We start from the raw sequence: 18,059 nt of genomic DNA, 5'->3' as shown, positions 1-18,059 counted from the left end.
AAGAGGGGCGGCGTTCGTTTCCTTATCAGCTGCCCTTGCCGCCGCACTTGCCCGTGGCCACGTTGAAGTTGCCGCAGGACATCGGCTTGCGCCAATCCGAAATCAGATCCTTCGAGTCAGGCAGGTAATCCGACCATTCGTCACCCACGACCTGTGGCGTCTGCTGCACGATTTCGAACTGCCCATCGGCCTGGATTTCACCGATCAGCACCGGCTTGGTGATGTGGTGGTTCGGCATGACGGTGGAGTAACCACCAGAAAGGTTCGGCACGGAAACGCCGATGATGCTGTCAAGAACCGCGTCCGTATCGGTCGTGCCTGCGGTTTCGACGGCCTTAACCCAGGCGTTGAAACCGATATAGGCGGCTTCCATCGGGTCGTTCGTCACGCGCTTGTCGTTCTTGGTGAACGCATGCCAGGTCTTGATGAATTCGGCGTTGACCTCGGTATCGACAGACTGGAAGTAGTTCCAGGCGGCAAGGTGGCCGACCAGCGGCGCGGTATCGAGACCGGCAAGCTCTTCTTCACCGACCGAGAAGGCGACGACCGGAATGTCCTCGGCCTTGATGCCCTGGTTCGCCAGCTCCTTGTAGAAGGGCACGTTGGCATCGCCGTTGATGGTGGAAACAACGGCGGTCTTCTTGCCGGCCGAGCCGAACTTCTTGATGTCGGACACGATCGTCTGCCAGTCGGACTGGCCGAACGGCGTGTAGTTGATCATGATGTCCTCTTCCTTGACGCCCTTCGACATCAGGTAGGCCTTCAGGATCTTGTTTGTGGTCTGCGGGTAGACATAGTCGGTACCTGCCAGAACCCAGCGCTCGACGCCTTCGGTCTTGGCGAGATAATCGACGGCCGGAATGGCCTGCTGGTTAGGCGCTGCACCGGTGTAGACGATGTTGCGGGAGGATTCTTCACCCTCATACTGCACCGGGTAGAACAGCAGGGAATTCAGCTCTTCGAAAACCGGCAGCACGGACTTGCGCGACGAAGATGTCCAGCAACCGAAAACGGCGGCGACCTTGTCCTGCGAAATCAGCTGGCGGGCCTTTTCGGCAAACAGCGGCCAGTCGGAGGCCGGGTCGACCACGACGGCTTCGAGCTTCTTGCCGAGAACGCCGCCCTTCTTGTTCTGCTCGTCGATGAGCATCAGCATGGCGTCCTTCAGCGTCGTCTCTGAAATCGCCATGGTGCCGGAAAGAGAATGCAGCACGCCTACCTTGATCGTATCGTCGGCGGCAAATGCGCCATGGAAGGCGGTGGTGGACATGATTGCGCCGAGCAGCGCGGCGCTAAGCGTCTTGCGGAATGTCATCGGAAGAACCCCTCTCCTTGTTTAGCCCTCACGGGGCTTCAGCGGCATCGTTGACCGCTGCTGGAAGGGACTATCGATCTCGCGGGCGAGAAACCGTATACGTCAATTGACGTAGGCGGGGTGGCGAAAGCTGCAGGGAGTGTTGGGGAGAGGGAAATCCCGGCCGGGGCAATCGATGTGAAACCTGGCGTTTCAACTTGCTTCTTTTCCGGCAGGGAAGACGAGAGCAGCAGCGGGTCGATGGTGCGAGGTCGGAGACAGACTGAGAAGTCGTCACTTTATCCGGCGCTTCGCGCCACCTTCTCACCGGCAGGGGAGAAGAAACGATCAGCGACGCTTCACATCAGGCGTGCGGCTTGTCGTCCCGCTCTTCGTCGCGGATCGCATCGTCATGATACCAGGAGCCGAAATCGACATGCGGCTGACGTGCCTCGCGCTCCAGATCGCTCAGCCCGATGTTACGGAACTTTGAGAGCCCCGCGCGTCCGCCGACCGGAAATTGAAAGATCGTTGCCGTTTCACGATGAAAGCCAGTTGCCATATCGAACATCTCACTTTGTTTGCATCGAAGCACTTTGGTTGTGAAGCAAACCCGTTAGCTCCGGTTTAGCTCCATCTGATTAAAAAAAAATCACGTTGCGAAAAATATAGGCATTAAATGGTCATTCAGCAAGAAAAACCATTCCGGAAGCGCCGGTTTTGGGGCAAATGCCGATCCGTCGTTCGCAATCGAAAACATTGCACCGCAACAGGGCATTTTGAGCGATGCCACCCGCTATCTGTTAGGAATCACTGACGAAACATTAGGGTTCGATTTACCTGCCGCAGTGCAGCATGAGCGGTTAGTGGCCATATCGGCCCCCTCGGCCCTGAGCATGCCTGAAAGATTTTTCGAAGAATTCGCAAAACATCGCCAATCTGGCACGCGGCATGCATCTATATGGCCAGCCCTTGAACGCGAATGTGCTTCCGGTGGCGAAAGCCACGGCAAGCCTCAAGGCTTCGCATTGTTACCTATGAGAGGTTCGTAATGACTAAGTTCAAACTCGAGTACATCTGGCTTGACGGTTATAAGCCGGTCCCCAACCTGCGCGGCAAGACACAGGTCAAGGAATTCGATGAATTCCCGACGCTCGAGCAGCTGCCGCTTTGGGGTTTTGATGGCTCGTCCACGCAGCAGGCCGAAGGCCACTCTTCGGATTGCGTGCTGAAGCCCGTCGCGATCTACCCCGATCCGGCCCGCACCAACGGCGTGCTGGTCATGTGCGAAGTCATGATGCCTGACGGCGTCACCCCGCATGCATCGAACAGCCGCGCGACCATCCTCGACGACGAGGACGCATGGTTCGGCTTCGAACAGGAATATTTCTTCTACCAGGACGGCCGCCCGCTCGGCTTCCCCGAGCAGGGTTACCCGGCTCCGCAGGGTCCGTATTACACCGGCGTCGGCTTCAAGAACGTCGGCTCGGTTGCCCGCGAAATCGTTGAAGAACATCTCGACCTCTGCCTCGAAGCCGGCATCAACCACGAAGGCATCAATGCCGAAGTGGCCAAGGGCCAGTGGGAATTCCAGGTATTCGGCAAGGGCTCCAAGCGCGCCGCCGACCAGATCTGGATCGCCCGTTACCTGCTGCTGCGTCTTTGCGAACAGTACGGCATCGACGTCGAATTCCATTGCAAGCCGCTCGGCGATACCGACTGGAACGGTTCGGGCATGCATTGCAACTTCTCCACCAAGTTCATGCGTGAAGTTGGCGGCAAGGAGTATTTCGAAGCCCTCATGGCCGCTTTCGCCAAGAACTGGCAGGAGCACATCGACGTTTACGGTCCGGACAACCACCTGCGCCTGACCGGCAAGCACGAAACCGCTCCGTGGAACAAGTTCTCCTACGGCGTTGCCGACCGTGGCGCCTCGATCCGCGTTCCGCACTCCTTCGTCAACAACGGTTACCGTGGTTACCTCGAAGACCGTCGTCCGAACTCGCAGGGCTGCCCTTACCAGATCGCTTCCGTCGTTCTGAAGACGATTGCAGAAGTGCCGCTCGCAAAGTCGGCTGCTGCCTGATAACCCAAGACATGGCGTCGCCCGCAACCGGGCGACGCCATTTTTATGTCCACCGAACGGCCGGACCGGACAGGCGACCTTTCGCCCTCTGCCCTGCGTGGAATATTCTTGCCTATGCGCAAACTCGAAGACGTTGCGTGGCTTTGACCAACCGCATCGGCTTTTCCGAAACCGCGACACGGTTTTCGGTCCGATGCTCTAAAGCAAGAAGGTGAGCGATGGGCATTCTCAAAAAATTCTCTCTCGAAAACCGCATCGCCATCATCACCGGCAGCGGCCGCGGTCTCGGTTTCGAAATCGCCAGGGCCTTTACCGAGGCTGGCGCCCATGTGTGGCTGACCGGCCGTAACGACGAGGCGCTGGAACAGGCAGCAGGCACACTTCGGCAAGCCGGCGGAAAAGCCGATTATGCCGCTTTCGACATTGCCGACACCGCCGCCGGAACTGCCCTCGTCCACCGCATCATGGACGAATTCGGCCATCTCGATATCCTCGTCAACAATGTCGGCGCACGCGACCGCCGCCCGCTTTCCGAATTCAGCGACGAGGACGTGCTGGAGCTTATCCGCACCGACCTCACCTCCTCCGTCTCGCTGTCGCGAGATGCCGCGCAAGCCATGAATTCCAACGGTTACGGCCGCATCATCACCATCACCTCCATTCTCGGCCACATCGTCAGGCCGGGCGATGCGATCTATCCCGTTGCCAAGCAGGGGCTGACCGGGCTGATGCGCGCAATCGCTGTCGAATATGGCGCGCGCGGCATCACCAGCAACGCCATTGCACCCGGCATGTTCGCCACGGAAACCAATGCGGCCCTTGCCGAAAACCCTGACATGGTCGCCTTTGCCAAACTGCGCGTACCGCTGGAACGCTGGGGCAGGCCGGATGAAATCGCCGGTGCAGCCCTGTTTCTGGCCAGCGACGCCTCCTCCTTCGTCAACGGCCATGTGCTGACGGTGGATGGCGGCATGTCGGTGCGGCTGTGAGAATGGCAAAACACCTTTTGCGGGAAGGGGCTGGATCCTAGGCATGGCCGCACGGCAACGCATCATCCCCGTCAGGCGCGAATATAACCGCTGGGTCGCCAACCAGACGCTGGAAGATTATGCGCTGCGCTTCACCGCCAAAAGCGCCCGGCAATTTTCGTCCAACCGCATCTCCCACACCGCCATCGGCGCTATTTCCTTTCTGGCACTGGAAGCCATCGGCGGCGCGATCACGCTGTCATACGGCACCACCAACGCCTTTTACGCCATCATCGTCGCGGCCATTGCCATGCTTGCCGTCGGCCTGCCGATCAGCCGTTACGCCATCCGTCACGGCGTCGATATCGATCTCCTGACACGCGGCGCGAGCTTCGGTTACATCGGCTCCACCATCACCTCGCTGATCTACGCCGCCTTCACCTTCATGCTCTTCGCCATCGAGGCGTCGATCATGTCCGGCGCGCTGGAGCTGGCGCTCGGCATTCCCCTGTGGATCGGCTACATCATCTCCGCCGTCATGGTCATTCCGCTCGTCACCCATGGCGTGCGCCTCATCAGCCGTTTCCAGATCATCACCCAGCCCTTCTGGATCGTGCTGAACGTATTGCCCTTCATCTTCATCGCTTTGATGGACTGGGAAAAATACGATCTGTGGCGGGCCTTTTCCGGCATTCATCACGCCTCCGGTCCGCCGGGCACCGTGGCCCATTTCAATCTGGTGGAATTCGGCGCGGCGTCTGCCGTCATCCTCGCGCTGATGTCGCAGATCGGCGAACAGGTGGATTTCCTGCGCTTCCTGCCCGCCGAGGGCCAGAGCCGTCTGCGCCATCGCATCGCGGTCTTTCTGGCCGGTGCTGGCTGGGTCGTCGTCGGCGTGCCGAAGCTGCTGGCCGGTTCCTTCCTCGTGGTCTTGACCTTCAGTTCCGGCGTCTCGGTGGACCGCGCCGCCGATCCCGCCCAGATGTATCTCACCGCCTTCGGCTACATGATCCCCAACCATACGGCGGCCATGCTGCTGATGGTCGCCTTCGTGGTGGTCTCGCAGCTGAAGATCAACGTCATGAACGCCTATGCGGGCTCGCTCGCCTGGTCCAACTTCTTTTCCCGCCTCACCCACAGCCATCCCGGCCGCGTGGTCTGGCTGGTCTTCAACGTGGTGATCGCGCTGCTGTTGATGGAACTCGGCATCTATCGCCTGCTGGAAGAAACACTCGGCATTTTTTCCATCGTCGCCATGGCCTGGCTCTGCACCATCTCGGCCGATCTGTTCATCAACAAGCCACTCGGCCTTGCCCCACCGGGCATCGAGTTCAAGCGCGCCCATCTCTACGATATCAATCCCGTCGGCGTCGGCTCCATGGCGCTTTCGGCCACGATTGCGCTGATGGCGCATTTCGGCACCTTCGGCGCACTCGCTGCCTCGCTTGCGCCCTATCTCACCCTCATCGTCGCCTTCATCGCCTCGCCGCTGATCGCGTGGGGCACGAAGGGCAAATTCTATCTGGCCCGCAAGCCGCGCCAGAAATGGCGCGAGCTGAGCGCCATCACCTGCTCCATCTGCGAACACCCGTTCGAGCCGGAAGACATGGCATGGTGTCCGGCCTATGCGGCGCCGATCTGTTCGCTCTGCTGCTCGCTGGACAGCCGCTGCCATGACATGTGCAAGCCGAAGGCCAAGCTCAACTATCAGGTCGCGACGGTCGCAAAATCTTTCCTGCCCCACCAACTGGTTGCAAAACTCGCCACAAGGCTCGGACGTTATGGCATGGCGGCGGCCATCGCCGTCACCGCCATTGGCGGCATATTGGCGCTCATCGCCCATCAGGTCGGCACCGCCTCGCCGGCAACGGCTGACGTGGTCAACCGCACCATCCTCATCGTATTTTTCGTCTTTGCCGTCATTGCCGGCATCGTCTGCTGGTTTCTGGTTCTTGCCCATGACAGCCGGGTGGTTGCGGAAGAGGAATCCTCACGCCAGAACACGCTGCTGTTGAAGGAAATCGCCGCACACAAGAAGACTGACGCCGCCCTTCAGGACGCCAAGGAAACGGCTGAGGCCGCCAACCGCGCCAAGAGCCGCTACGTGGTCGGCCTCAGCCACGAATTGCGCACGCCGCTCAACGCTGTTTTGGGCTACGCCCAGATCCTCGAACGCGATGAGACCATTCCCGCGCCGCGGCAATCGGCCATCAAGGTCATTCGCCGTTCCGCCGACCATCTCTCCGGCCTGATTGACGGGCTTCTGGATATCTCCAAGATCGAGGCTGGCCGCCTGCAGGTCTATTCCAACGAGATCAATATTCAGGATTTCCTCGACCAGATCGTTGATATGTTCCGCCCGCAGGCGCAGGCCAAGGGTCTGGAATTCCGGCATGAACGCGCCCATTCCCTGCCGCAATATGTCCGCACGGATGAAAAGCGTCTGCGCCAGATCCTCGTCAACCTGCTCTCCAACGCCATCAAGTTCACCGACGAGGGCAGCGTCACCTTCGATGTCGCCTATCGCAGCCAGGTGGCGAGCTTCACGGTGTCGGATACCGGGCGCGGCATTGCCGAAAAAGATCTTGCCCGCATCTACGAGCCTTTCCAGCGCGGCGAGGCCGAAAGCGTGCGCCCCATGCCGGGCCTTGGCCTCGGCCTCACCATCACGAGGCTTCTGACCAACACACTGGGCGGCGAGATTTCCGTCTCCAGCGAAAAGGACAACGGCTCCACCTTCCGCGTCCGTCTCATGCTGTCGGCTGTGCACCGGCCAAGTACCGCACCTGCGCCGGAAAAAACCATTCGCTCCTATTCGGGCCCACGCCGCACCATCGTGGTGGTTGATGATAACGAGGATCACCGCGAGCTGATGCGGCAGGTGCTTTCGCCGCTCGATTTCGTGGTGCTGACCGCCCAGAGCGGACCGGAATGCCTGACACTCATCGAAGGCGTGCAGCCCGACCTCTTCCTCATCGATATCTCCATGCCCGGAATGTCCGGCTGGCAGCTTGTGACGAAGTTGCGTGAAGCAGGGCAGACAGCTCCGCTCATCATGCTCTCGGCCAATATCGGTGACGGCACCGTAGCGGGTGCCGGAGAAGACAATCACAACGACGCCATCGCCAAGCCGGTCGACATCCGCCACCTGTGCGACAGGCTTGCGGTGCATCTCGGCCTGAAATGGATTTACGATACCGACCTTCCCCCGGCACCCATCCCCCAGCCGCCGGCGCAGATCGTTCATCCCGGCGCGATTCATATCAAGGATTTGCAGAGGCTCGGCGAAATAGGCTACATACGCGGCATAGAGGCAAAACTCGCAGATCTCGCCCGCAACACCAACAACCTGCCCTTCACGCAAGAGCTTGGCACCTATGTGCAGGCCTTCGATCTGGCCGGTTACGCCCATTTTCTAAAGCGGTTTGAAGAGAGCGACAGGGGAGACGGCAAGGCATGAGCGGGCAAGGCGCAGCACTGCCGAGAGACATTGTATTGCTGGTGGATGACAGCCCGGAAGCGCTCGGGTTCCTCACCGATGCGCTGGAACAGTCAGGCTTTTCGGCGCTGATCGCCACATCCGGTCAGGCCGCGCTCAACATTGCCGAACGCATCACGCCCGATATCATCCTGCTCGATGCGGTCATGCCGGCCATGGACGGTTTCGAAACCTGCCGCCGCCTGAAGGCCAACGCCGCCGTGGCCCAGGTGCCTGTCATCTTCATGACCGGGCTGACGGAGACCGAACATGTGGTGCGGGCGCTCGAATCCGGCGGTGTCGACTATCTGACCAAGCCGATCAACATCGATGAGCTGCGCGCCCGTATCCGTGTGCATCTCTCCAATGCCCGCTCGGCGCAGAGCGCCCGCGTGGCGCTTGATGCCGCCGGACGCCACCTGCTTGCCGTGCGCGCCAACGGCGCGATCCACTGGTCCACACCACAGGCAACCCGGCTGGTCAACGCCGCCACCGGCCGTGATGATGGGCTGGAGATTGTCGTTACCCATATTTCCGGCTGGCTGGCCGACAGGACAACAGTGGATTCCGCCCGCGATGCACCGCTGACGATCACCGAGGCCGGGCGGCCCGCTTTGCAGCTCTCCTTCCTCGGCGCAATGGGACCGGACGAATATCTCTTCCGTCTGACAGCCGCCAACGAGAAATCCGACGACCACCTGCTAAAGGACCACTTTGCCCTGACAACGCGGGAATCGGAAGTTCTGCTCTGGATTGCCAAAGGCAAATCCAACCGCGATATCGGCGATATTCTCGGCCTTTCCGCCAGAACCGTAAACAAACATCTGGAACAGATCTACGTCAAACTCGGTGTCGAAAACCGCGCCTCCGCCGCCGTCAAGGCCGCGCATATTTTGCATCAGGGGTGACGGCTGCAACTGATGTGACACGGTTGGAAAAACATATATTTTCCGCTTAAGCGTAGAGCATCGACTTATTCGCCGAGCGAGTGCAGCATATTTCTTCTCCCCTCGAGGAAAGAAACAAGCGGCAACGCCGCAATACAGTCCCCCCAAAAAACATCACCTTCCATCCAACCCAAACCCCGCGCAGGGAGGTTCCCATGGACCATTTCATTATTCTCTCCGGCTGCTCCGGCGGCGGCAAATCAACCCTGCTTGCCGAGCTTGCTCACCGTGGTTTCGCGACCGTCGAGGAACCGGGGCGGCGCATCGTGATTGAGGAAACGAGAAATAACGGCACCGCCCTCCCCTGGATCGACCTGGAAGCCTTTGCCCGCCGGGCGATCGCCATGGCGCTGGAGGACCGGCAAAAGGCGCCAACGGAAGGCTTCGTCTTCTTCGACCGCGGCCTGATCGACGCCGGCTCAGCACTTCATCATATTAGCGGCGATGGCTTCATCGAAACGCTGCGGCGCACGCACCGCTATAACCCGCTGGTCTTCCTCACCCCGCCCTGGCCGGAGATCTACCGAGGCGACAGCGAGCGCAAGCACGGTTTCGAGGCGGCAGTGGAGGAATATCAACGCCTGCTGCACGACTATGCCCGTCTGGATTATGAGACGATTGTGCTGCCGAAAGCCCCCGTCACGGAACGTGCGGATATTGTGCTGGAGAGGCTGGCGGCTGAAGCTGGCTGAAGGCGCGATCGGAGCCAAATGTTTCGAGCCTTTCCCATCACCGTCATTCCGTCTTTGAGACGGAATCCGTCTGACGTGCGGCTCGGAAAGTGTTTTCGCCCAAGGACTTGGGCTGGCTGGGTGCTGACGCCGGAAATGCCCCGCACCAGAAAGCAGAAAGCCCGGTCTTGCGACCGGGCCTCCATATTGCAGTCCAGTAAGACTTACGTCCCCTGCTGGATGTAGGTGAACTTGCCGTCCGGGCCCTTCTTCCACTCGTACATGACGTAACCGGGAAGCTTCGGGTCGCCCTTCTCGTCGAAGGAGATATCGCCGAGTGCGGTCGGGAAGGTGCCCTTCTTCAGAGCTTCGGCAACCTTTTCCGGCTCAACGGAACCGGCAGCCTTGGCAGCACCGGCAATCGCCTGCAGGGCGGCGTAGGAGTAGAGCGTGTAGGCTTCCGGGTTGAAGCCGGCGGCCTTGAACTTCTCTACCAGTTCCTTGTTTTCAGGACGCAGCGTCGGATCGGGACCGAAGGTGTTCAGCGTGCCTTCGACGGCGTCGCCGGCGATGGAGGCAAGTTCGTTCGAGACGATACCGTCGCCCGAGATGAGCTTCGCCTTCAGACCCTGGTCAGCCGACTGGCGGATGATCAGACCGGCTTCGGTGTGCAGGCCACCCCAATAGATAACGGAAACGCCGGCTTCCTTCATCTTGGAGATCAGTGCGGAGAAGTCCTTGTCGCCGACATTGACGCCTTCATACATGGCTTCCGTCAGGCCGGCCGCATTGGCTGCCTTCTTGGTTTCGTCGGCAAGGCCCTGACCATATGGGGTCTTGTCGTGAATGATGGCGATCTTGGCGTCCTTGTAGTGGTCGGCCAGATATTTGCCGGCAATGCCACCCTGCTGGTCGTCACGACCGCAGGTGCGGAAGGTGTTCCACAGGCCACGCTCGGTGAAAACAGGGTTGGTCGCAGCAGGCGTTACTTCGAGAATGCCGTTTTCGGCATAAACTTCGGAAGCCGGAATGGAGACGCCGGAGTTGAAGTGACCGACAACGAACTTCACGCCATCAGCAACGAATTTGTTGGCAACCGAGATACCCTGCTTCGGGTCGGAAACGTCATCGCCGAGAACGATCTTGATCTGCTCGCCGTTGATGCCGCCTGCAGCATTGATATCCTTCGCAGCCTGTTCAGCACCCTTCTGAAGCTGAGCGCCAAATGCGGCGTTCGGGCCTGTCAGCGGGCCGCCGACAGCGATCACGATATCGGCCCAGGCCGAACCGCTGAAGGCGACCATGGCGGTCAGCGCAACGGCGGAAAGAAGAGACTTCTTCATTACTATACTCCCAGTTCCTTTGGATGGGTTGACTACCAGGACCTGTTCAGTACCCACCTTAACCGAACAGGAAACGTTCCACTCACGCGAGTATCGTGCAGCCGGAGGAATCCGGCTGTCAATCTTTCTTTTTATATGAAAATGCCGACGTCCGATCGTAGAGCCAATAGTAGTTATTGACCATCTGGCTCGTCCTGCGCATGCGGAAACCGATGCTGGAAAAAGCCAGAAGAAGAACGACGTCAAACACGTAGTAGAAGCCGTTGATGAACGGCCCGTTGAAAAGCGCGAAATGCAGAAACCGCATCACGAGCCCCAAAGCCAGCGTATAGATCACCACACGCGGGAAATCGCCCCAGCCATCGGCGACGGATCTGCCCGTGCGCCACGCCGTCCAGAAACCAAGAAGAACAACCAGTGCGCGCAGAATATAACGCACGCCGCTATCGGTCTCGAATAAAAGGCCCTGCATCTTCTTTCCCCATCAGCGCCGGGATGCAAATGTCCGGCCCTGCCTTGTTTGTCGTCCCGCCGTTTTTCCGGCAGGCATTTTATTGTTTGCCACCGGCCATTTCCCCTTCGAAAACGGCCGGCGGCGGTTCGTTATCTTGCGCCGCAAAATTTCCGGCGCAAGTAAAATCTTTCAGTGCCGGCCGCCTTCGAGATAGGCCGCGCGTACCTGCGGATCAGCCAGCAATTCCCTGCCCGAACCGCTCATCGTCACCTTGCCGTTGACCATCACATAGGCGCGGTCGGAAAGCTTCAGTGCCGCAAAGGCGTTCTGCTCCACGAGGAAGACGGTCAGGCCCTCTTCCTGGTTGAGCTTCTTGATGGCCTCGAAGATGCCCTTGACGATAAGCGGGGCAAGGCCCAGCGACGGTTCGTCGAGAAGCAGCAGTTTCGGCCGTGCCATCAGCGCGCGGCCGATGGAGAGCATCTGCTGCTCGCCGCCGGAAAGCGTACCGCCACGCTGGCTCTGACGTTCTTTCAGCCGCGGGAACATGACGAAAATCTTCTCGACGTCCTCTTTGAAATATTTGAGGTTGTCGAGATTGGCGCCCATCTGCAGGTTTTCCAGCACCGTCATGCGCGGGAAAATCCGGCGGCCCTCGGGTGACTGGGCAATACGCTTGCGGGCGATGAGGTGCGTCGGCAGGCGGGTAATGTCTTCGCCGTCGAACGTCACCTGGCCAGTGCGCGCCTGCGGACTGCCGCAGATGGTCATCATCAGTGTCGATTTGCCGGCGCCGTTGGCGCCGATAAGGCTGACGATCTCGCCCTTGTTGACCTCGACATCGACACCGGCCAAGGCCCGGATGTTACCGTAGTAGGTTTCGACACCCTGTACTTTGAGAAGCGGTTCACCGGACATCAGGCCACTCCTCCGTCGAGTTCTTCCGCAATCACGTCTTCCACTTCATCATCCTCGACACCCAGATAGGCGGCGATGACCTTCGGGTCGTTCTTCACATGGTCCGGCGAACCGTCGGAAATCTTCTGGCCGTATTCGAGAACCACGACGTGATCGGAAATCTGCATCACCACCGACATGTCGTGCTCGATCAGAAGCAGCGACGTGCCTTCGTCGCGGATACCGCGCAGTAGCGCATTGAGCGCCAGCGATTCCTTCGGGTTGAGACCGGCCGCCGGTTCATCGAGGCACAGAAGTTCCGGCCCCGTGCACATGGCGCGGGCGATTTCCAGGCGGCGCTGCGCGCCATAGGGCAGATCGCCGGCCGGGTCGTCGGCGCGGTCGGTCAGATCGGCCTTGTCCAGCCAGTATTTGGCCTTATCGATCGAACTGTTGACCGCCCTCTTGTAGGCGGGCAGGCCGAGAAGACCGAGAATGGTGTAGCCCGATGCCTTCATCAGCGCATTGTGCTGCGCCACCAGCAGGTTTTCCAGAACCGTCAGACCCGAAAACAGGCGGATGTTCTGGAAGGTACGCGCCACCTTCGCCTTCTTGGTGATCTCGAAATCCGGCAGGCGCTCCAGAAGATGCGCCTCGCCGTTTTGCTGACGCATGGTGATCATGCCCATCGTCGGCTTGTAGAAGCCGGTGATGCAGTTGAAAACCGTGGTCTTTCCAGCACCGTTCGGACCGATCAGCGCCGTGATCTCGCCGCGCTTCGCCTCAAAGGAGAAGTCATTGATGGCCATCAGGCCGCCAAACCGCATCGAGAGATGTTCGACCTTGAGGATCGTGTCGCCAGTTAGATTGGGTGTCATGTTTGTCGTTCCGGAAGCCATCAACCGTGACCTTCCTTGGTAAAGCTGCCGGAGACGGCCTTGCGTTCCCTGAGGAAGGCCGTCGGTTCTCGTGAGCCGACAAAGCCGCGCGGCTTGAACAGCATGACAATGACCATGGCGAGACCGAACAGGAGCATGCGGTAGAGTTCCGGCGTGAAATCAGGCCCGAAGACATGCTTCAGGAATTCCATTTCGCGCAGCAGCTCCGTGCCGCCGACCATGACGAGGGCGGCAATGGCGATGCCCGTGAGCGAACCCATGCCGCCGAGAACGACAATGGCAAGGATGACGGCCGATTCCAGGAAGACGAAGCTTTCCGGCGATACGAAACCCTGACGGGCGGCGAAGAACGAACCGGCGAAACCGCCAAACATCGCGCCTGTCGCAAAAGCGGTAAGCTTGGTGATGACGGTATCGATGCCGAGCGAACGGCAGGCGATTTCGTCTTCACGCAAAGCTTCCCACGCCCGGCCGATCGGCATGCGGCGCAGCTTGATGGTGACGTAAGCCGTCAGCATGCACAGAAGCAGGATCACGTAGAACAGGAAGATCTTGTAATAGGCCGACGACATCGTCAGGCCGAAGGCCTTGGCGAAATTGTTCGGCGCGCCGACATCGAAGGACCAGATGCCGAAGATAGACGCCTTGGCGATGCCGGAAATGCCGAAGGTGCCCTTGGTCACATCCGTCCAGTTCAACAGCACGAGACGAATGATTTCACCGAAGGCGAGCGTGACGATGGCAAGATAGTCGCCACGAAGTCTGAGCACCGGGAAGCCGAGAATGATGCCCCAGAAGCCCGCGAGAATGCCGGCCACCGGCAGAAGCACCCAGAAGGACAGGCCGAGATGGCTTGACAGCAGCGCGTAGGAATAGGCGCCCACCGCATAGAATGCCACATAACCGAGATCGAGCAGGCCCGCGAGGCCGACGACGATGTTGAGGCCCCACGCCAGCATCACATAGATCAGGATCTGGATGCCGAAATTGTCGACGAATTTCAGCGAACCCTGAAAACCGAACAGCTGCACGGCGACGACGGGATAAAGCAGCAGCAGGACAAGCGCGAGCTTCAGGAAGTGCTTGTGGAAAAAGCCTTTTTCCTCGGAGATTTCCAGAATGCCGCTTTTGGCCTTGGCAAGCTTGCGGCGATCCATCGACGGCCGGATGAAGCCGACCATCAGGAAACGGCCGATGGCGGCGACGCCGACGAAGATCGACAGAAGCCCCCAGCGGGTGCCCCAGATAAGCTGGTTGTTGATGTCCTGATAGGTGACGATACCGACGTAAAGAATGAACATGCCGAGCGAGACGATGCCCGCAAAGATGCCTTCCTTCACCGCCGTTGCCATCAGGCTCGGGCTGGAAGTGTCGTTTTCGGAAGCGATATTGGTCATGGGATCACACCTTCTCGACTTCCGGACGACCGAGAATACCGGTCGGCTTGAATATCAGCACGAAAGCCAGGATGCCGAATGCCGCGACGTCCTTGTAGGCAATGGAGAAATAGGCGGACCAGAGAGATTCGATGAGGCCGATCAGGAGACCGCCGAGAACGGCGCCCGGAAGCGAACCGATACCGCCGAGAACCGCTGCGGTAAACGCCTTGACGCCCGGAATGAAGCCATCGTTGAACGATGCGACACCGTAATACATCAGATACATCGTACCGGCGACCGCCGCGAGTGCGGCACCCATGATGAAGGTGATCGAGATCGTCTTGTCGACATCCACACCCAGAAGGGCCGCCATCTTGCGGTCCTGTTCCGTGGCGCGCTGCGCCCGGCCGAGCGGAGTCTTGTTGACGATGTACCAGAAGGCGAACAGCAGCACCGACGTCACCGCCATGATGATGAACTGCTTCAGCGAGACGGTGATGGAGCCGAAATGGTAGCTGTCCGTGACCATTGACGGGATCGGCTTGTTACGCGGACCCTGTGTCACCTGGATGAAGTTGGACAGCGCGATCGACATGCCGATGGCGGTGATCAGCGGCGCAAGGCGGAACGAGCCTCTGAGCGGACGGTAGGCCACGCGCTCGATCACCCAGTTCCACAGGCCGGTCATCAGCATGGCGACGACCATCATCAAAATCAGAAGAAGCGCCACCGGAATACCGGCAAAAAACGATGTTGCGATCAGAAAAACGATCAGCGCGGCAAAACCGCCAAGCATGAAAATATCGCCATGGGCGAAGTTGATCATGCCGATGATGCCGTAGACCATCGTATAGCCAATTGCGATGAGGCCGTAGATCGATCCAAGAGTCAGCCCGTTGATGAGCTGCTGGATAAAATACTCCATGTCTTTCCCCTGGGCATGACCTCTAATGAGCCACGCCTCGTTTATGTTAATTATAGGGGGAACCTTTTCGATTAGCCCCCACCTGCAAAATGCATATCGTGTTCGCTAAAAATGTGAAGTCAAAAACGGGCGATCCTGCACAAAATTTGGAATTTCCACATTCGTTGCCGTTTTCCCGATCAGAATAGCCAGGATTTCGGCAGTAAGTGCTAAAAAAATGGCGTTCGAATGCTTATTTCAGTGTTGCCTGACGCATTGTTTGACGGGTGGCGGGCAAAAGAGTAGCGAAATAGAGGGGTAAAGGATCCCCGGCACGAAATGGCAACGGCAACAAGATGATCGACATATTGACGAAAGCGGCGCTGGACGCCGGGCAGGCAATCATGGCGGTCCATCGCGCCGGGCCACACGTATCGTACAAGGACGATTGCTCGCCCGTGACCGAGGCAGACCAGCGGGCGGAGGTGATCATTCTACAGGCACTGGCTGCGCATTTTCCCGAAATCCCGGTCATTGCCGAAGAAGCGGTCTCGAACGGCATTCTGCCGGAGACAGGCACGGAATTTTTTTTGGTCGATCCGCTGGATGGGACCAAGGAATTCATTTCCGGCAAGGATGATTTCACCGTCAATATCGCCCTGATCAGAAACGGCGTGCCGGTTGCAGGCGTGGTTTACGCCCCCTGCCGCGGCCAGGCCTGGACCGGCAAGGACAACAGCGCCGAAAAGCTCGCAATATCAAGCGAAGGAGCGATCCTCGCGCGCCACCCCATCCGCGCACGCCAGCGCGGCGCCTCCCCCGTGGCGCTGATCAGCCGCTCGCACTGTACCGCGAAAACGGAAGCCTTCGTGGCCGAACACGGCCTGAAAGACTGCATTTCCGTTGGTTCCTCACTGAAATTCTGCATGCTGGCGGAAGGTGCTGCCGATATCTATCCCCGCTTCAGCCGCACCATGATGTGGGATACGGCGGCAGGCGACGCCGTACTGCGCGCCGCCGGTGGCAGAACGCTGGATTGCGAGGGCCGGCTGCTTGCCTATGAGGTGAGAGGCGATGGTGAAGATGCACTCGCCAACCCGGATTTCATTGCCGAGGGCGCAATGGCAGCGACGGTGGAAATTGCGCGATAGGACGGCGGCGACGCCGGAATATGGTGATTGCGCTTTTCTAGACGTCCGCTTCGGTGTTTGCGGCTTCACCCCCCTCTGCCCTGCCGGGCATCTCCCCCACAAGGAGGGAGATCAGCAAGATGCGCTACCCCCGCTTCGTTCTCAAACGTCGAGATTGGCGGGACCCCGCCACGAGTCGATCTCCACCCTTGTGGGGGAGATGCCCGGCAGGGCAGAGGGGGGTGAAGCCGCAGGCACCGAAGCAAAGACTGCTCTCCCGCTGCCCCAGCCACCCATCTCCGCAACCACGGAATGCACTCCCCACCGAAGCCGCAAAAATAATTTCATCCCCGCTCATCCCCGCCCCGCCCCGCCGCATCACAATCGCCAGCGAACAGCCACCGAGCGCGGAAGAGACATGATGACTGAACAGACGGCGAGACTTAGGCTTCCTTATATCCTGCCCTCGCAGGCACAGAAACACGTCACCCACAATGAGGCGCTGCAGCGGCTGGACGCGATCGTCCAGCTGGTCGTCAAGGACGTGGTCGCCGCCCCGCCCGACAATGCGCCGGAGGGAGACTGCTTCCTGCTCTCGCTTGACTCCGCTGGCGACTGGGCGGGCAAGGGCGGGAAGCTTGCCTTCCGGCAGGACGGTGCATGGCTGCTGATAGCGCCGCAACCCGGCTGGACGGCATGGTTTGCCAGCGAGGGTAAACATCGCGTCCTACGGGACAGCGCATGGCGGGACGTGCCGCTGCCTGCCGCGGCGACCCTCGAAAGGCTTGGCATTGGCACACAGGCCGATGTCACCAACCGTCTGGCGCTTGCCGCCCCCGCCAGCCTCTTCACCCACACAGAAGAGAACGGCAACCACCGCATGGCGATCAACAAGGCGGCAAAGGCCGATACCGCCTCGCTGCTGTTCCAGTCCGGCTGGAGCGGCCGGGCGGAAATGGGCCTTGCAGGCAATGACGGTTTTTCGATCAAGACCAGCGCCGACGGCATTTCCTGGCAAACGGCCCTTTTGTGCAGCGGCGACGGCAGGGTCACGATGCCGAACCGGCCCGTGGTTCTGGCAAGCCTGCCTTCGGGCACGACGAGGCCGGCCAACGGCTCGGCTTCGGGGTTTTCAATGCTCTTCATCGATGAGGGTGGTTTCGTTCTCGGCGACGCGGTCGGCACAGGCGGCGGAAGGGAACTCGTCGTTCCCGTGAAAGGTCTCTATCTGGCCACCCTGTCGCTTGCCGTGGTGTCCTCATCCGGGCACCGGGTTTCGCTTGCCGTCAACGGCGCGGCTGGCGGCCTCACTGTAGCGGGCAACGCCTCCAATGCCGACGCCTCGCAGTCGACGACCCTTATCCTGCCCCTCAATGCCGGCGATCGCCTGCGGCTGGTGCATGAGGGAACCGCGGAATTCGCCCACGGCAGCGGGAAAACGTGCCTTTCGCTTGCGGCGCTGTGAGGAAAACAACCGATGGACGATAAAAAACACGATTTTTGGAAAAATTTTTTCCCGACAAAATAAGGCGACTCGAACAGATCGGGCGAAACCGTTCAAATTCTTAATAAATTGTCACGAACTGCTTAGGCAATTTTTAAAGGTACG

At 59.6% G+C, this 18,059-nt stretch carries 15 protein-coding genes; 7 read left to right on the top strand and 8 right to left on the bottom strand.

All coding sequences use genetic code 11. From position 1 onward, the window contains the following. Positions 1–25: 25 nt before the first annotated feature. Together urtA and ACQZ45_RS09625 are read right to left on the bottom strand one after the other, a co-directional pair. Positions 26–1,315, bottom strand: coding sequence for an urea ABC transporter substrate-binding protein (gene urtA, locus ACQZ45_RS09630; protein WP_003513924.1), 1,290 nt, complete (start codon positions 1,313–1,315; stop codon positions 26–28). 343 nt (positions 1,316–1,658) lie between these two features. Continuing rightward, complete coding sequence (locus ACQZ45_RS09625; protein ID WP_003513926.1) at positions 1,659–1,865, bottom strand: DUF2735 domain-containing protein; 207 nt, start codon at positions 1,863–1,865, stop codon at positions 1,659–1,661. Between the two features lie 480 nt (positions 1,866–2,345). Here ACQZ45_RS09625 and ACQZ45_RS09620 point away from each other — a divergent pair, with 480 nt between their 5' ends. The 5 genes from ACQZ45_RS09620 (at position 2,346) to ACQZ45_RS09600 (ending at position 9,465) form a co-directional block, all read left to right on the top strand. Beyond that, positions 2,346–3,380 carry a glutamine synthetase beta-grasp domain-containing protein gene (locus tag ACQZ45_RS09620; protein WP_003510168.1) on the top strand — a complete coding sequence of 345 codons (1,035 nt, stop codon included), beginning with the start codon at positions 2,346–2,348 and terminating at the stop codon, positions 3,378–3,380. A gap of 218 nt (positions 3,381–3,598) precedes the next feature. Continuing rightward, positions 3,599–4,369 carry an SDR family oxidoreductase gene (locus ACQZ45_RS09615; protein WP_112675516.1) on the top strand — a complete coding sequence of 257 codons (771 nt, stop codon included), beginning with the start codon at positions 3,599–3,601 and terminating at the stop codon, positions 4,367–4,369. Between the two features lie 43 nt (positions 4,370–4,412). After that, positions 4,413–7,808 (top strand): hybrid sensor histidine kinase/response regulator, encoded by a 3,396-nt coding sequence (locus ACQZ45_RS09610; protein WP_065658671.1) that lies wholly within the window; start codon positions 4,413–4,415, stop codon positions 7,806–7,808. Beyond that, the gene (locus ACQZ45_RS09605) at positions 7,805–8,734 is read left to right on the top strand and encodes a response regulator (RefSeq protein ID WP_003513933.1); all 930 of its coding nucleotides are present in this window, start codon (positions 7,805–7,807) and stop codon (positions 8,732–8,734) included. The genes ACQZ45_RS09610 and ACQZ45_RS09605 overlap by 4 nt, the downstream gene beginning before the upstream one ends. 194 nt (positions 8,735–8,928) lie before the next feature. Next, a complete protein-coding gene (locus ACQZ45_RS09600; protein WP_112154310.1) occupies positions 8,929–9,465 on the top strand; it encodes an AAA family ATPase in 537 nt (178 codons plus the stop codon). Between the two features lie 203 nt (positions 9,466–9,668). Here ACQZ45_RS09600 and ACQZ45_RS09595 read toward each other — a convergent pair whose 3' ends face one another. From ACQZ45_RS09595 to ACQZ45_RS09570, 6 genes are all read right to left on the bottom strand, one after another. Next, positions 9,669–10,787 carry a branched-chain amino acid ABC transporter substrate-binding protein gene (locus ACQZ45_RS09595; protein WP_003513936.1) on the bottom strand — a complete coding sequence of 373 codons (1,119 nt, stop codon included), beginning with the start codon at positions 10,785–10,787 and terminating at the stop codon, positions 9,669–9,671. A 118-nt stretch (positions 10,788–10,905) separates the two neighbouring features. After that, a complete protein-coding gene (locus tag ACQZ45_RS09590) occupies positions 10,906–11,259 on the bottom strand; it encodes a DUF6867 family protein (RefSeq protein WP_003513938.1) in 354 nt (117 codons plus the stop codon). 171 nt (positions 11,260–11,430) lie between these two features. Continuing rightward, on the bottom strand, positions 11,431–12,159 hold the full coding sequence (locus ACQZ45_RS09585; RefSeq protein ID WP_003513939.1) for an ABC transporter ATP-binding protein: 729 nt from the start codon (positions 12,157–12,159) through the stop codon (positions 11,431–11,433). Then, complete coding sequence (locus tag ACQZ45_RS09580; protein WP_019565106.1) at positions 12,159–13,037, bottom strand: ABC transporter ATP-binding protein; 879 nt, start codon at positions 13,035–13,037, stop codon at positions 12,159–12,161. The genes ACQZ45_RS09585 and ACQZ45_RS09580 overlap by 1 nt, the downstream gene beginning before the upstream one ends. After that, a complete protein-coding gene (gene livM, locus ACQZ45_RS09575; RefSeq protein ID WP_370647612.1) occupies positions 13,037–14,389 on the bottom strand; it encodes a high-affinity branched-chain amino acid ABC transporter permease LivM in 1,353 nt (450 codons plus the stop codon). The genes ACQZ45_RS09580 and livM overlap by 1 nt, the downstream gene beginning before the upstream one ends. 49 nt (positions 14,390–14,438) lie before the next feature. Then, on the bottom strand, positions 14,439–15,341 hold the full coding sequence (locus ACQZ45_RS09570; protein ID WP_003513958.1) for a branched-chain amino acid ABC transporter permease: 903 nt from the start codon (positions 15,339–15,341) through the stop codon (positions 14,439–14,441). Positions 15,342–15,676: 335 nt separating this feature from the next. Between ACQZ45_RS09570 and cysQ the strand changes: the two genes are divergently transcribed. Both cysQ and ACQZ45_RS09560 read left to right on the top strand, forming a co-directional pair. Next, positions 15,677–16,471 carry a 3'(2'),5'-bisphosphate nucleotidase CysQ gene (gene cysQ, locus ACQZ45_RS09565; protein WP_448742238.1) on the top strand — a complete coding sequence of 265 codons (795 nt, stop codon included), beginning with the start codon at positions 15,677–15,679 and terminating at the stop codon, positions 16,469–16,471. A 400-nt stretch (positions 16,472–16,871) separates the two neighbouring features. After that, on the top strand, positions 16,872–17,915 hold the full coding sequence (locus ACQZ45_RS09560) for a DUF2793 domain-containing protein (RefSeq protein WP_041694489.1): 1,044 nt from the start codon (positions 16,872–16,874) through the stop codon (positions 17,913–17,915). The last annotated feature ends 144 nt before the right edge of the window (positions 17,916–18,059 follow it).

The organism is Agrobacterium sp. 16-2014-1-2a (genome assembly GCF_053522705.1).
Note: the sequence above shows the minus strand (reverse complement) of the source record. Positions and strands in the feature narration are given on the sequence as shown.

Bases quoted from the DNA above. Each gene is read 5' to 3' on its own strand.
- urtA (WP_003513924.1), bottom strand. From the start codon at position 1,315: ATGACATTCCGCAAGACGCTTAGCGCCGCGCTGCTCGGCGCAATCATG.
- ACQZ45_RS09625 (WP_003513926.1), bottom strand. From the start codon at position 1,865: ATGTTCGATATGGCAACTGGCTTTCATCGTGAAACGGCAACGATCTTT.
- ACQZ45_RS09620 (WP_003510168.1), top strand. From the start codon at position 2,346: ATGACTAAGTTCAAACTCGAGTACATCTGGCTTGACGGTTATAAGCCG.
- ACQZ45_RS09615 (WP_112675516.1), top strand. From the start codon at position 3,599: ATGGGCATTCTCAAAAAATTCTCTCTCGAAAACCGCATCGCCATCATC.
- ACQZ45_RS09610 (WP_065658671.1), top strand. From the start codon at position 4,413: ATGGCCGCACGGCAACGCATCATCCCCGTCAGGCGCGAATATAACCGC.
- ACQZ45_RS09605 (WP_003513933.1), top strand. From the start codon at position 7,805: ATGAGCGGGCAAGGCGCAGCACTGCCGAGAGACATTGTATTGCTGGTG.
- ACQZ45_RS09600 (WP_112154310.1), top strand. From the start codon at position 8,929: ATGGACCATTTCATTATTCTCTCCGGCTGCTCCGGCGGCGGCAAATCA.
- ACQZ45_RS09595 (WP_003513936.1), bottom strand. From the start codon at position 10,787: ATGAAGAAGTCTCTTCTTTCCGCCGTTGCGCTGACCGCCATGGTCGCC.
- ACQZ45_RS09590 (WP_003513938.1), bottom strand. From the start codon at position 11,259: ATGCAGGGCCTTTTATTCGAGACCGATAGCGGCGTGCGTTATATTCTG.
- ACQZ45_RS09585 (WP_003513939.1), bottom strand. From the start codon at position 12,159: ATGTCCGGTGAACCGCTTCTCAAAGTACAGGGTGTCGAAACCTACTAC.
- ACQZ45_RS09580 (WP_019565106.1), bottom strand. From the start codon at position 13,037: ATGGCTTCCGGAACGACAAACATGACACCCAATCTAACTGGCGACACG.
- livM (WP_370647612.1), bottom strand. From the start codon at position 14,389: ATGGCAACGGCGGTGAAGGAAGGCATCTTTGCGGGCATCGTCTCGCTC.
- ACQZ45_RS09570 (WP_003513958.1), bottom strand. From the start codon at position 15,341: ATGGAGTATTTTATCCAGCAGCTCATCAACGGGCTGACTCTTGGATCG.
- cysQ (WP_448742238.1), top strand. From the start codon at position 15,677: ATGATCGACATATTGACGAAAGCGGCGCTGGACGCCGGGCAGGCAATC.
- ACQZ45_RS09560 (WP_041694489.1), top strand. From the start codon at position 16,872: ATGACTGAACAGACGGCGAGACTTAGGCTTCCTTATATCCTGCCCTCG.